This window comes from Paraeggerthella sp. (genome assembly GCF_048427265.1).
GTDB classification, from domain to species: Bacteria; Actinomycetota; Coriobacteriia; order Coriobacteriales; family Eggerthellaceae; genus Paraeggerthella; species Paraeggerthella hominis.
This window is the reverse complement of record NZ_DBFOSR010000109.1, coordinates 14,380-27,181: the sequence shown is the minus strand read 5'-3', so window position 1 is coordinate 27,181 and position 12,802 is coordinate 14,380. Positions and strand designations below refer to the sequence as shown.

General features: G+C 62.8%; 17 protein-coding genes and 1 pseudogene. 13 read left to right on the top strand and 5 right to left on the bottom strand.

The window, feature by feature from the left end; translation table 11 throughout:
- Positions 1 to 411: pseudogene (locus ACMNI9_RS09775) on the top strand (hypothetical protein); the annotation flags it as partial.
- Positions 412 to 708: 297 nt separating this feature from the next.
- On the opposite strand, the gene ACMNI9_RS09770 reads toward ACMNI9_RS09775, so the two are convergent.
- The 5 genes from ACMNI9_RS09770 to ACMNI9_RS09750 form a co-directional block, all read right to left on the bottom strand.
- Positions 709 to 1,833, bottom strand: a complete 1,125-nt coding sequence (locus tag ACMNI9_RS09770) for a hypothetical protein (RefSeq protein WP_418831851.1) — start codon at positions 1,831 to 1,833, stop codon at positions 709 to 711.
- 88 nt (positions 1,834 to 1,921) lie between these two features.
- Positions 1,922 to 2,554, bottom strand: a complete 633-nt coding sequence (locus tag ACMNI9_RS09765) for a hypothetical protein (RefSeq protein WP_225749187.1) — start codon at positions 2,552 to 2,554, stop codon at positions 1,922 to 1,924.
- Positions 2,555 to 2,685: 131 nt separating this feature from the next.
- A complete protein-coding gene (locus ACMNI9_RS09760) occupies positions 2,686 to 2,853 on the bottom strand; it encodes a hypothetical protein (RefSeq protein WP_417123202.1) in 168 nt (55 codons plus the stop codon).
- A 36-nt stretch (positions 2,854 to 2,889) separates the two neighbouring features.
- Positions 2,890 to 3,453 (bottom strand): hypothetical protein, encoded by a 564-nt coding sequence (locus ACMNI9_RS09755; RefSeq protein ID WP_418831848.1) that lies wholly within the window; start codon positions 3,451 to 3,453, stop codon positions 2,890 to 2,892.
- A gap of 11 nt (positions 3,454 to 3,464) precedes the next feature.
- Entirely contained in the window at positions 3,465 to 4,130 is a 666-nt protein-coding gene (locus ACMNI9_RS09750) for a LexA family protein (protein WP_225749026.1), read from the bottom strand.
- A gap of 127 nt (positions 4,131 to 4,257) precedes the next feature.
- Between ACMNI9_RS09750 and ACMNI9_RS09745 the strand changes: the two genes are divergently transcribed.
- The 12 genes from ACMNI9_RS09745 to ACMNI9_RS09690 all read left to right on the top strand — a co-directional run bounded on the left by ACMNI9_RS09745 (position 4,258) and on the right by ACMNI9_RS09690 (position 12,797).
- A complete protein-coding gene (locus tag ACMNI9_RS09745; RefSeq protein ID WP_225749025.1) occupies positions 4,258 to 4,461 on the top strand; it encodes a helix-turn-helix transcriptional regulator in 204 nt (67 codons plus the stop codon).
- A gap of 19 nt (positions 4,462 to 4,480) precedes the next feature.
- Entirely contained in the window at positions 4,481 to 4,648 is a 168-nt protein-coding gene (locus tag ACMNI9_RS09740; RefSeq protein WP_225749024.1) for a hypothetical protein, read from the top strand.
- Positions 4,649 to 4,666: 18 nt separating this feature from the next.
- Positions 4,667 to 4,897 (top strand): hypothetical protein, encoded by a 231-nt coding sequence (locus ACMNI9_RS09735; RefSeq protein ID WP_418831846.1) that lies wholly within the window; start codon positions 4,667 to 4,669, stop codon positions 4,895 to 4,897.
- A 74-nt stretch (positions 4,898 to 4,971) separates the two neighbouring features.
- Positions 4,972 to 5,208 carry a hypothetical protein gene (locus tag ACMNI9_RS09730; RefSeq protein WP_417123195.1) on the top strand — a complete coding sequence of 79 codons (237 nt, stop codon included), beginning with the start codon at positions 4,972 to 4,974 and terminating at the stop codon, positions 5,206 to 5,208.
- Positions 5,205 to 5,357, top strand: coding sequence for a hypothetical protein (locus ACMNI9_RS09725; protein WP_225749018.1), 153 nt, complete (start codon positions 5,205 to 5,207; stop codon positions 5,355 to 5,357). Before ACMNI9_RS09730 ends, ACMNI9_RS09725 begins: the two co-directional genes overlap by 4 nt.
- A complete protein-coding gene (locus ACMNI9_RS09720) occupies positions 5,354 to 5,731 on the top strand; it encodes a hypothetical protein (RefSeq protein WP_418831844.1) in 378 nt (125 codons plus the stop codon). Before ACMNI9_RS09725 ends, ACMNI9_RS09720 begins: the two co-directional genes overlap by 4 nt.
- Before the next feature lie 20 nt (positions 5,732 to 5,751).
- Positions 5,752 to 6,285: a hypothetical protein gene (locus tag ACMNI9_RS09715; protein WP_418831842.1), complete on the top strand. Its 534-nt coding sequence runs from the start codon at positions 5,752 to 5,754 to the stop codon at positions 6,283 to 6,285.
- A 44-nt stretch (positions 6,286 to 6,329) separates the two neighbouring features.
- Entirely contained in the window at positions 6,330 to 7,628 is a 1,299-nt protein-coding gene (locus ACMNI9_RS09710) for a ParB/RepB/Spo0J family partition protein (protein ID WP_418831840.1), read from the top strand.
- 1 nt (position 7,629) lies between these two features.
- On the top strand, positions 7,630 to 8,946 hold the full coding sequence (locus ACMNI9_RS09705) for an AAA family ATPase (protein ID WP_418831838.1): 1,317 nt from the start codon (positions 7,630 to 7,632) through the stop codon (positions 8,944 to 8,946).
- A 506-nt stretch (positions 8,947 to 9,452) separates the two neighbouring features.
- Positions 9,453 to 10,604 (top strand): ATP-binding protein, encoded by a 1,152-nt coding sequence (locus tag ACMNI9_RS09700; RefSeq protein ID WP_418831836.1) that lies wholly within the window; start codon positions 9,453 to 9,455, stop codon positions 10,602 to 10,604.
- Between the two features lie 14 nt (positions 10,605 to 10,618).
- On the top strand, positions 10,619 to 11,143 hold the full coding sequence (locus tag ACMNI9_RS09695) for a hypothetical protein (protein WP_418831834.1): 525 nt from the start codon (positions 10,619 to 10,621) through the stop codon (positions 11,141 to 11,143).
- A gap of 13 nt (positions 11,144 to 11,156) precedes the next feature.
- A complete protein-coding gene (locus ACMNI9_RS09690; protein ID WP_418831832.1) occupies positions 11,157 to 12,797 on the top strand; it encodes a DEAD/DEAH box helicase in 1,641 nt (546 codons plus the stop codon).
- Positions 12,798 to 12,802 lie beyond the last annotated feature (5 nt).

The following is a 12,802-nucleotide window of genomic DNA, read 5'->3' as shown; positions in this document are numbered from 1 at the left end:
GCCGGAGAATGGCTCGCGCTCGACGCGTGGTACCGCTTCGGCGCGGACGGATACGCGCTCACCGGCTGGCAGCTTGTCGACGGCAAGTGGTACCTGTTCGGCGACGACTGCCGCATGCTCGCCGGCTGGCAGAGCGTCGGCGAAAAGTGGTACTACCTGACCGGCTCCGGCGCCATGGCCACAGGATGGGCGGAGGTCGACGGGGCATGGTACTACCTGGACGCGTCGGGCGCGATGCGGACCGGATGGCTGCTCGACGGCGGCAAGTGGTACTGGCTCGACGAGTCGGGGGCGATGGCGCGCTCGACGTGCCGGAGCATAGACAGCAAGTGGTACGCCTTCGGATCGTCCGGCGCGATGATATCCGGCGAGGTGCCGACCGGCTCCGGCGGGGACATGGAGCTGGGGTAGCCGGCGGCTGCGCTCGGACGGCCCGCCGTGCAGCAGCCTGCCCAGGCCGCTGCATCGTCCCTTCGGGGACCGCCCGCGCTCCTTCGGGGGCGCGGGCTTTTTCGATGTCGTTTTCGACGCTTTCCCATATCCTTCGCATATCCTAAGTTGGCGTTTTTATGGTTGCTAAGGTTGATGGGATTACAAAAACCGCTGGTCAGACTGCTGCGGTTATTTGAAATGACTATATTTGTTAAGGAAAGCTTAAGATTTAATCTCTCTGACCTGGGGTTATTCGTCGAAATATCCTTAAATATCCTAACTGGACGCAGATTGCACCAAGGCGCGGCTCACGGCGTCCACCAGGTTGTCGACCGTCGGCTTGAGGTAATGCTTGCCGGTCACCCCCGGCAGGATGTGCCCCATAAGGAATTCCAACGTGTCGAAGTCTATCATCCAGTCGTACTGGGCGATGGTGCGCCATGAGTTCCGGAGGCTGGCGAACGGTATCGCGTCAGAGCCGGCGGACGATTCCCAGGCGTGCTTCAACGAGTTCATGCTGAGCGGCATCCCGTCGCCGCGGTCGGCCATCCATCCCGACCCCTCGGCTATCCTCTGGCGCGCTATCTCGTGAAGGCGGACCCCGTAAGGCTCCGGTATGACGGTCGTCCTCACGCTCTGCGGGTTCTTGAGATCGCCGTCCGGCATCGGGGCCTCCCCCGCCTTCTCCATGCGACGCACTATCGGCACGACCGCCAGTCGCACGCCGTGGGATTCGACGAGCTCCACTTCCTCCGGCTTGACGCCCAGCGACTCGCCCGTGCGCGCCCCTCCGAAGCAAGCCATTATGTAGGGTGCTTCGACGATGGTCCCTCGCAGCTTCGCGAGCACGGCTTCCGCGCGCGCAAGGTCGTACGTCCCGACTCGCCTCTCGATCGCTTTTCTGACCGGCATCTCGTACGGAAGGCGAAACTTGTTCGATAGGACCAGATCGTACTGGACCGCGAAGTCCAGCACTTTGCGCAGGATCACGACGGCATGGCTAGCATTGCCGACGGAGAGCGTCAGGAGCCACTCCTGGACCCTCGCCGGCTCGACGCTGTCCACGGGCACGCGATCCCATCGCGGCGCCGCCACGTTGCGCCAGCAGACGGCGTACGCGTCGCGGGTGTTCGGTTTCGTGCGACCGTCCGCAACCCGCCGCTCGATCCACGGCAGGTACCACATTCGGTACGCCTCCCCTATGGTCGGGACGGGGCGGTCCTCCGAATGCTCGACCTCCAGGCGGCTCAGCTCGAAGCACGCCTCCTTGTAAGTGCACTCGACGGTGCGCGAGCGCCGCTTCCGCCCCTCCGGCGTATTCTCCGTCCAGCGCAGTACGTGCTTGGTTTTCGTCACGCTCGTGATCGATCCCCACGAGCGCCGCCGCTTCTTCCTCGGCATGGTACAATTCACCTTGCCTTTCCGTCAGGTTAGGTTGCACCCCCGCCCAGGTCGCCAAACTTACGCGGGGGTGCGATTGCCGTAGACCCTACTTGGACATCTCCTCGATCGCTCCTTTTATAGCGGTTCCCGCTTTGGCTATCTCGCTTTTCAGGCCGCTGCCGTTTTTACCGATGGAATCGGCGATCCTCTCGACCGCGCGCCTGGTTTGGCGCTCTTCTGAATCTGTATATATCGAGCCAAGAAATGCATCGTAATCCAGAAAGTACTCGTCGCAAAACCGGGTTCCTTCTTTATTGCTTCTACCGTAATAGAATACTCGAACCGGTATAACTCCAACAGGATCACGAAATACGGCATCGGACGATATCCCGACCACTGAGTCCACGTACGTTCCGGGAGCGAGCATTTTAATCCCGCTTTTGTTGAGCTTGTCCACGAAGCCACGATCCAAACAATCGAGCCCAGGCAGGCCATTCAGTTCAAACGATATGTCGAAAGCCACGCCGTTTCCAATGTTCTTCACCCAGAGAACAATGGATCCTTTCGATCTGTCGTGGTCAACGTAGACGATCACGTTAGGACGCGTTTGGGACAAGTACACTTTGCGCGAAACGATCGCCGACGCTATAGCGCCGACAGCGGCAACAGCCGCCACCAGCACCGAAAGGTACGGTAACGCCTGGCCCCAATCGAAATGTGACATATCTGGGATGTTCATACTGCATCCTTTACCGTTAGGAGAAGCTCCATGAGCATAGACACGCTGTTCAAGATCGTCATCGGCTGCTGGATCGTCGTCCTCGCCCTCCTACTGTGCATGCTCGCCATCATGACGGTGGCGCTCTTCTGTTAGAGCTTCTTCTCGATCTTCTTCAGCTCGTCGAGGATCCACGCAAGCGCCAGCACGGTAGATCCGATGCCGAATATGATGAGGCCGGTGGGGAGGCTCGCTCCGAACATAGCGAGCAGCCCCGTAGCAACGAGCACGAACGCCAGGATCTGAAGTATTGCGGTCATAATTTTCTCTCTGCCTCTACCAACAAGAGTTGCTAATTAAGCAATTTTGCAACTTTCGATAATTGAATTGTAAGTGTCATAGTTTGATTCGAACTCTGATTCGCTCATAGCGATGCCAACGACAGCAGACACGTTTTCGTCATTAGACCCAACAATCAGAACAATGAAAAAAGATCCTCCGCCATCGGTACCTTCGATTCGCATAGCGCTATTGTCTCCAATTCTAACTCTGTGCATAGCGCCTCCGCCTTTATTGAACGTACCTGCAATTTCGTCCATGGAAATGCTAGCTGCCGATGCATCCGTGATTGTCAGAGCAGATCCTTCAGGCGACTCATACACTGAATCGGTAGGAACAACAACTCCACCCATTGACATGCCGCCTGTCTTAGCGTCTACCTTATTCCAATCAGAAGGGCACGTAAGTTCAACATTAGATCCCCGCACAATCTGCCCGGCTTTTATCGAACCAGCGCCGTAGCCGTTAGACATAGCCCATGCGCCGAATCCAATAAACGCTACGAACGAGGCGCAAATGATCGACACGCAGATTATGACAACCTTCCCCCAAACTGGCAGACCCTTCTTCTTTTCGTTCATGCACTTCCTCCTTAGAACTTTATAGGCTTCGCTGGAAGAGTCTTCCAGAACACCTCTCCGATGAGATGGACGGGCGGCGAGGCGGGATCTTTGGTATTTATAGCGATGTCTGGGTAGTCTTCGACCATGGTGCTCTCGGCATGCAGCACGATGGTGTTGCCGGCGAAGAAGACGCGCTTTATCGTCGCTTCGTCGCCGTTGACTCCGACCAGAGCCACGCTCCCGTCGCGCACGTCCATATCGGGATCGCAGAGCGCGATCTCGTCGTCGCGGAACAGCAAGTCCATGCTGTGCCCCGTCGGCTTGACGCCGAAAGCGCGAGGGTGCGAATCCCGAAACTCGTCGGGGATGGAGACAGTCTCGCCATCCTGCACGTACACTTCCCGCCACTCCCCTGCTGCGACATTTCCGAGCATTGGGACAACGTGATGGGAGTATGAGGGCTTGATAGCGCTTCTCGAACCAGTTACCCCATCGTCGTCTTCAACACAGAGAAGATAGTCGGCGGTGCAGTCAAATACCTTGCATAGTTTAATAATCACATCGCCGGGAAGATCTCTATCTCCGTATTCGTAATACTGAAGAGAAGTGTCCGAAACTTCAACGATTTCAGCCAACTTTCGTTGAGACATCTTTGCGGCTTTTCGGAGTTCTCTAATTCTATTAGGGTATTCCATTTCGCACCTCCTTCTGTTGTTTTCGGAAATATACACCTACCAATTATAGAAAGTCAAATTTGGTGTTGCATTACCAAGTAATGTTGGTATATAGTTTGTTTCGCGATACCACGAATAGGAGGTGATTATGAAAAACAACATCGCGAGCGAGCGCAAACGGTTGGGATTGAAGCAGGGCGAACTCGCAGAGGCCGTGGGAGTTTCTCTCAACTCCGTTGCCCGCTGGGAACGTGGCGAATTCGCACCTCAAGCATCGGCCCTCAAGAAGATGCACGAGCTGTTTGGATGCACCGTGGACTACCTGCTGGGATTGACTGAAGAGCGCGTTTAGAAAATTGAAGGAGAAGCCAATGTGGATATTCCGCGCAGTTGCTACGGGGTTCGCCTGGGCGGCGATTGTGTGCTTCGTGGGCGCCTTCCTCGGAGGACTGCAGGAGGAAGCGGGTCTTCTGATCTGCTCCTGCTTTCTGGCGGGCTTATCAGCCGTGGCGCTGTTGGTGACGAAAGTGGGTGAGTGAACGCCGTACGACACGATCATGAACTACGAGAACGGCGAGGGCGGCATCGGCTACGAGACTGCCTGGGCGCTGGCCGACGGGAAGGTCTACACCGTCGACTCCGTGCACATCAGGAGGTCGAGTCCCGGAAACGTGAACGTCGGAGCCAACCTGGCCGACGAATCGAACGTCATCGTGAATGGAACCAGGCCGATCGCCGTAGACATGCAGCTGATGGGCTACGCGCTGAACAAGAAGGCCACCGCGTGATGCGATGGCCGGAAAGACAAGCGGGCGGCAATCCCTGCCAGGAACGCCCGCATGACATGAGAGAGGATACCACAATGGAGACCATCGGAGATACCGGTCAGCTCCTCGGGATGGCCCGTTTGGTCGGGCTGCCGGTCAAAGGAGCGTACACCATCAGCGAGATCGCGGCGGCGTCGGGCGTATCCCCCACGACGCTTCGGCGCGAAGCCAGCCGAGGGCGACTGAGGACGTTCCTGCCGCCAGGCCGCGAGCGAGGGCAGCTGGTGAAGCCCGAATGGTTCGACGAATGGTTCGAGGAGGGCGTCAGATGAAGGGATCGTCGTTCAAGGGCCGCGAAAGCGGGCGGCGCGGAGCATACAACGACATGCGAAGCGATCTGCTGTTCGCGTTCGGGTCGTTCGCCGTCACCTACGCCGTCATCGTCCTGGCGGCGCACGGCATGGCGCAAGGATGGTGGTGACCGTGGAGCAGGCGCCAGCGATTAAGGCGGCCCGCGATGCCGTCGCATGGGCCAAGGCCCCGTCGAAGGTCGACCCGGCCGTAAACAACTACACGGCGCTGTACCTGGACGTGCTGCGCGTCGTCCGCACGACGGACGCGGGCCAGGCGGTCGTGCACCAGCTCCCCGGATTGGCCATGGCCCACTGGCCGTGCCTGTCCAGGCTGCTGATCATGGACAATCCCGGCCTGGCCGACCGGATACACCCGCATCTCGACCCGACGCTCGACAGCCAGGCCGGCACGACGTGGCTGCAGCTGCAGTTCGCCGAGGTCACAGGGCGCCGCCCCCTGGTCCGCAGCTGGCGGCACGTGAAAGCGTCCATGCCGCGATGACGCGAAGAGGATCGGCCCAGATGCCGTGGACCACCGCCGAGATCGACCGGCTGCGCGACATGGCCGGCAGGATCCCCGTGCGCGAGATATGCCGCAACCTCAAGCGCTCGCGCAAGTCGGTGGAGCACGCCGCCGCCAGGCTCGGCCTGTCCCTGAGGTGCTGCCGCACGAGGCTCGTATGGTGCGACGAGTGCGCCACGTGGCGCTCCGCCCTCGACAGGGACGGAAGGTGCCGGGTGTGCCGGATGCGCGAGCAGCTGGCAGGGCGCGAGGCGGCGTGCGCCGAGGCGCTGGCGGCCATGACCCCGGAGCAGCGAGCGGTGTACGCCGAGAGCGAGGCAAAGAGATCGACGCGCCGGCTCCCAGCGAGGCCGAGGCCCGCCAAGCGCGAGAGCTGCCCCATGAGCCGCTACGAGAGGGACAAGGCGCAGGCGGAGTACCTGCTCGATCTTGAAAAGTGGGAGTACCGCCGCCTCAAGCTGCCGTACGACGCCGCCAAGACACGACTGCGCCGCATGCGGGAAGTCACGGGAACGAACCCGAGAAAAAAGTGAAACGAGTGGGGGTTTTCAACGAAACCCCTGTTAGGAGGGTGTCAATGGAACTCAGAGAAATCAATGTCGAGGACGTGTACCCCGACGAGAAGAACCCGAGGCAGGACTTCGGCGACATCGCCGCCCTGGCCGAGAGCTGCATGCTCAACGCGGTCAACCCCGGCGAGCCGGTGAACCCCATCGTGGTCGTGCAGGACGGAGGCATCTACCGCATCGTGGACGGCGAGCGCCGATACAAGGCCATGAAGGCCAACCGCCTCAAGCGCTGCCATGCCGTCGTGTGCGACGGCATGGACGAGGCCAACGCCATGGTGGCCATGGTCGCGACCGACGACAAGCGCCAGCTGACCGAGATCGAGCGAAGCCGCGGCGTCCAGCAGATGCTGCTGCTCGGCGTGGACCCGGAGAAGGTCGAGCGCGCTGGGCGCATGGCCAAGGGCAGCGCCGCGAGGCTGCGGCGCGCCAGGAAGGCCGTCGACGACGCGGGAGACGACATGACGCTCGACCGCATGCTGGCCATAGCCGAGTTCGACGAGGCCGGCGACGAGGACGCGGTCGAGCAGCTTGCCAGCTGCCGGCACGAGGACTGGCGGCGCATCGCCAAGGATCTCCGCGAGAAGGCCGAGAACGAGCGGGCCATGGCGGAGCTGCGCTCCAAGGCCGCGGAGCTCGGCATCGAGCTGTTGGATAGCGTCGATGGCATGGCCTACGTGGCTACCTGCCGCACTCCGAGCGACCTGGAGACCGCGTGCTCCGACGCCCCCGAGGGGACCGCGTACGTGGCGATCGCGGACCGATGGAACGGCGCGCGCGTCGTCGTATACGCGCCGGACGAGGCCGACGACCCCGATGCCTCGGCGGCCCGCGAGCTCGCCGACGCGTACGCAAATGCGGCCGAGAAGGCGCTGGACTCCGTCCGCGACTACCTGGTGGCCGCGCTCATGGAGGGGCCGTACCCGGAGAAAACCATGGCGCGCGCCATGGACGAGTTCATGGGCTGCGACGATCAGTGGAGCCGCCGCAGCAAGGCGGCGCGGGCCGTGAACGCATCGGGCTGGGACGGCCCGCGCCGGATCGGAAAGGCCACCTGCATGGCAGGCGTGTCGATCCTGCAGGATTGGCTCTCGTCCGCCCGCAACGTCAAGGTCGCGATCCCGTACGCGACCGGCGCCGACGAGGGGCGTCCCCGCTGGGCCGTCGAGTACGCGAGGGCGTTCCGCGACGCCGTAGCCCTGGCAAGGGCCGACGGCTGGGAGATGCCGCTCTCATGCGCCGACGTCGTCGCCGAGGTGGGCGCATGGCTCGAATCAGCGCCTGAGGAAGAAACCGAAGAGGAGGAATAGAATGGCCGTGAAGATAAACAGCCTGGAAGTCGAGAACGTCAAGCGCGTGAAGGCCGTGGCCCTCGAGCCGTCCGAGGACGGGCTCACCGTCATCGGCGGGCGCAACGGGCAGGGCAAGACCAGCGTGCTCGACGCCATCGCCTGGGCGCTCGGCGGCGACCGCAAGCGGCCGAGCGACGCCAAGCGGGACGGCAGCGCGACCGACCCGCATCTGCGGGTGGAACTGTCCAACGGCATCGTCGTGGAGCGCCGCGGCAAGTCCGGCTCGCTGAAGGTGACGGACCCGGAGGGCCGCAAGGGCGGGCAGCAGCTGCTCGACTCGTTCGTGGAGTCGCTCGCGCTCGACCTGCCGAAGTTCCTCGCGATGAACGACAAGGACAAGGCCCGCACGCTGCTCGGCATCATCGGCGTGGGAGAGGACCTGGCGCGCCTGGAGCTGGAGGAGCAGACGCTCTACAACCAGCGCACCGGCATCGGGCAGATGCGCGACCAGAAGAAGGGCGCGGCCGCCGACATGCCCATGCACCCCGACGCGCCCGCCGAGCCGGTGAGCGCCATGGCGCTGATCCAGAGCCAGCAGGAGATCCTGGCGAAGAACGGAGAGAACCAAGCGAAGCGGCAGAAGGCAGAGCAGCTGAAAACGGCGTACGACAACGCCACGAACGATGCGCTGCTGATCCAGGAGCAGATCGCCGGCATGCAGAAAGCCCTCGAAGCGAAGTGCGAGGAGGTCTCCGACCTACACGCCGACCTCCTGATCGCGAAGAAGACCGCCGAGCAGCTGCAGGACGAGTCCACGGCCGAGATCGAGGAAGAGCTGCAGCAGATCGAGACCGTCAACGCGAAGGTCCGCGACAACCAGCGCCGCCTGGACGCCGAGCGCGAGGCAGAGGAGCTGGACGAGCAGTACGCGGAGATGACCGAGCGCATCGAGTCGGTGCGCCGGGCGAAGATGGACCTCTTGAAAGGCGCGGACCTGCCGCTGCCCGGCCTGGCGGTCGAGAACGGACTGCTGACCTACCAGGGCCGCAAGTGGGACTGCATGAGCGGCTCCGAGCAGCTGCGGGCCGCAACCGCGATCGTGCGGCGCCTCAAGCCGGAGTGCGGCTTCGTCCTCGTCGACAAGCTGGAGCAATGCGACCCGCAAACGCTTGCTGAGTTCGGACGGTGGGCCGAAGAGGAAGGCTTGCAGATTATAGGAACACGCGTATCAGCCGGCGACGATGACATGTGTTCAATAGTCATCGAAGACGGCTACTCCATCGACACTGAGAAACCTGCCAAAACAGCCGATCTAGACCAGAAGTGGGTGATGTAAGCGATGGGAACGCTCATCAACCTTGTAGGGATGCGATTCGGAAGGCTGGCAGTGATCGAACGCGCCGGATCTCGCAATGGCCATCCTTTGTGGCGGTGTTCGTGCGATTGCGGAAGAGAGACGTTCGTTGTGTCCGGATCGCTCCGAAACGGCTTGACAAGAAGCTGCGGATGCCTCGACCAAGAGCGCAGAGTCATCCATGGAGGAAGCCACCAAGATAGGTTGTATCAAGTATGGCTTGGCATGCGGCAGAGGTGCAATTACACGAAGCACCGCGACTACCAATCCTATGGAGGACGCGGTATCAAAGTATGCGATCAGTGGCAGAACGATTACGCCGCCTTCAAAGACTGGGCAATGTCGCACGGATACGATCCGAATGCTGCATTCGGAAAATGCACAATCGACCGCATCGATGTCAATGGCAACTACGAACCGAGCAATTGTCGCTGGGTCGACGAAAAGACGCAGGCTAGCAATCGCAGGCCGAGAAAGAAGGTGGGCGCATGAGCTTCTCGATAACGAGCGGCATCAAGAAAAAAGCTCAAAAGGTCGTCGTGTACGGGGTCGAAGGCATCGGCAAGACGACCTTCGCGGCGCAGTTCCCCTCGCCTATCTTCATCGACACCGAAGGATCTACCGAGTTCCTAGACGTGAAGAGGTTCGAAAAACCGCAAAGCTGGACAATGCTCCTGGACGAAGTGAAGCACGTCCGCGACAACCCCGGCCTATGCGCGACTCTCGTTATCGATACGCTCGATTGGGCAGAGCGCATCTGCATCGCAAGCGTATGCGCGAAGCAAGGCATCGGCGGCATAGAGGACATGGCGTACGGTCGTGGCTACACATACGCCTACGAGGAGTTCGGCAAGCTGCTCAACGCGTTATCCGACGTTGCAGCGCGCGGCGTCAACGTCGTCTGCGTAGCCCATGCGATGATCAAGAAGTTCGAGCAGCCCGACGAAGCCGAGCCGTACGACCGCTACCAGCTGAAGCTCGTGGATACCCCGAAGAAATCGAATGCGGGAATGGTCAAGGAATGGGCGGACGCGGTGCTGTTCGCCAACTACGAGACGATCGTGGAGACGGTCGGCGAGGGCAAGGGCGCGAAGGGCAAGGCCCGCGGCGGCCAGAAGCGCGTGCTGCACACGCAGCACCACGCATGCTGGGACGCGAAGAACCGCTGGGGCCTGCCGCCGGAGATCCCGCTCGACTACGCGCAGATAGCGGCCTTCGTGCCGGCGTCGGCTCCGAGCCCGACGGCGCAAGCCGCGCCCGCTCCTACCGCGGCTCCGGCTCCGGCAGCTGCCGCCGCCCCCGTCCATGAAGCAGCGCCGAAGCCCGTGCAGAGCGTCACGTTCGCGCAGGACGGCACGGTGGTGAGCGACACGGCGCAGGCGAACGGCTCCGGACTGCCGGACTTCTGGGCGCCTGCGCTGCAGCTGATGGAGAAGGACGGAGTGACCATCGACGACATAGTCGCGAACGCGGTCTACAGGAAGCATTTCACGCCCGACACGCCGCCAAGCCGCTATCCGAAGGACTACGTGGAGGGCGCGATCGTCACCCAGTGGCCGAAAGTAGTGGAAAACGTGCGGAACCTCCGCGAGAAAAACGAACCGGTGCCGTTCGGCGCGCCGGATATGACCAAAGCTTAGGAAAGGACAAGGACATGGTAGACAACGAAAAGGGAGAGGCGTTCGACTGGGACGTCAGGGAAGTGTCTGACGACGGCGGGTTCACGCTGCTGCCCGCCGGGACCTACGCCTTCGAAGTGCTGAAGATCGAGCGCGAGCGGTTCGAGGGATCCGACAAGATGGCGGCCTGCCCGCGGGCCAAAGTGACCCTCAACGTCTGGACCGACCAGGGATGGGCGCCCATCTCGGACCGTCTGATGCTCAACACCAAGATGGCGTGGCGGATCGCCAGGTTCTTCGAGGGGCTGGGCTTCGAGCGCGACCCGCAGACGGGCAGCGTGCGCATCGACTGGAACGAGGCCGTCGGAAAGCAGGGGTACGTGAAGATCAAGGTCCGCGAGTACGAATCGAAGGGCGAGACGCGCCAGGCCAACGACATCGACGCGTACCTCAAGCCGTCCGAGTGGCCCGTCGACCAGCAGCAGGCCGCGCAGCAGACGAGCATGCCGGTCCCGCCGCAGCCTACCGCGCCGGTTCCGCACTCCACCTACGAGATGTAGCGATATGGAGGCCGTGAATCTCAGGCCGTACCAGGACGAGGCGCGCCGGGCGATCGAGCGCGAATGGGACGAGGGGCGCGCCAAGACGCTCCTCGTCCTGCCCACCGGTTGCGGCAAGACCATCGTGTTCGCGATGGTCGCGAAGGACGTCGTCGACCGGGGAGGCCGCGTGCTCGTGCTCGCCCACCGGGGCGAGCTGCTCGACCAGGCGGCCGACAAGATCGGCAGGGCGACGGGCCTGGGCTGCAGCGTCGAGAAGGCCGACCGCACGTGCCTGGGCGAATGGTTCCGGGTAGTCGTCGGCAGCGTCCAGACGCTCATGCGCGAGAAGCGGTTGAAGCGGTTCGATCGCGACTACTTCGACGCCGTCATCGTGGACGAGGCGCACCATGCGCTGTCCGCGAGCTACCAGGCGGTGCTGGACTGGTTCGACGGGGCCGACGTGCTCGGCGTGACCGCCACGCCCGACCGAGGAGACCGCCGGAACCTGGGAGCCTACTTCGATTCGATCGCCTACGAGTACACGCTGCCCCGCGCCATCAAGGACGGGTACCTCTGCCCCATCAAGGCGCAGACGGTGCCGCTGTCCATCGACCTGGCGGCCGTGCGGACGCAGTCGGGCGACTACGCCGCGGGCGACCTCGGGACGGCGCTCGACCCGTACCTGGAGCGCATCGCCGACGAGATGGTGGCGGCGGGCTGCATGGAGCGCAAGACGGTGGTGTTCCTGCCGCTCGTGGCCACGTCCAAGAAGTTCGCGGGCATCCTCGCCGCCAAGGGCCTGCGCGCCATGGAGGTCAACGGCGAGAGCGCGGACCGCGCCGAGACGCTGGCGGCGTTCGACGAGGCAGGGCCGGGAGCGGCGCTGTGCAACTCGATGCTCTTGACCGAGGGATGGGACTGCCCGAGCGTGGACTGCGTGGTGGTCCTGCGCCCGACGAAGGTGCGCTCGCTGTACTGCCAGATGGTCGGGCGCGGCACGCGCCTGAGCCCCGAGACCGGCAAGGCCGAGCTGCTGCTGCTCGACTTCCTCTGGCACGTCGAGCGCCACGAGCTGTGCCGCCCCGCGCACCTCATCGCGGAGAGCGACGACGTGGCGCAGGCCATGACCGAGCGCTTGGAGCAGGCCGGGCGCCCTGAGGACCTGGAGGCCGTCGAGCGCGAAGCGGCCAAGGACGTCGTGGAGGAGCGCGAGCGCAAGCTCGCCGAGCAGCTGGAGTCGATGCGCAAGCGCAAGCGCAAGCTCGTCGACCCGCTGCAGTTCGAGATGAGCATAGCGTCGGAGGACCTGACCGGCTACGTCCCCCAGTTCGCCTGGGAGATGGCGCCGGCGAGCGACGCCCAGAAGGAGGCGCTCGAAAAGGCGGGCATCTGCCCCGACGAGATCGAGTGCGCCGGCAAGGCGTCGATGATTATGGACAAGATAGCGAAGCGCAGGGCCGAGGGCTTGGCGACGCCCAAGCAGATCAGGCAGCTGGAGGGGCGCGGTTTCCGCCGCGTCGGCGAATGGACGATGGACCAGGCATCGGCGCTCATAAGCCGCATAGCCGCCAACGGGTGGCGCACGCCGGCGAGCATCGATCCCGCGACGTACGAACCGGGGCGGGCCGCGCAGGGCGCCGTCCACGTCCCGACGCTGCAGCTCGGGACGTAAAGAGG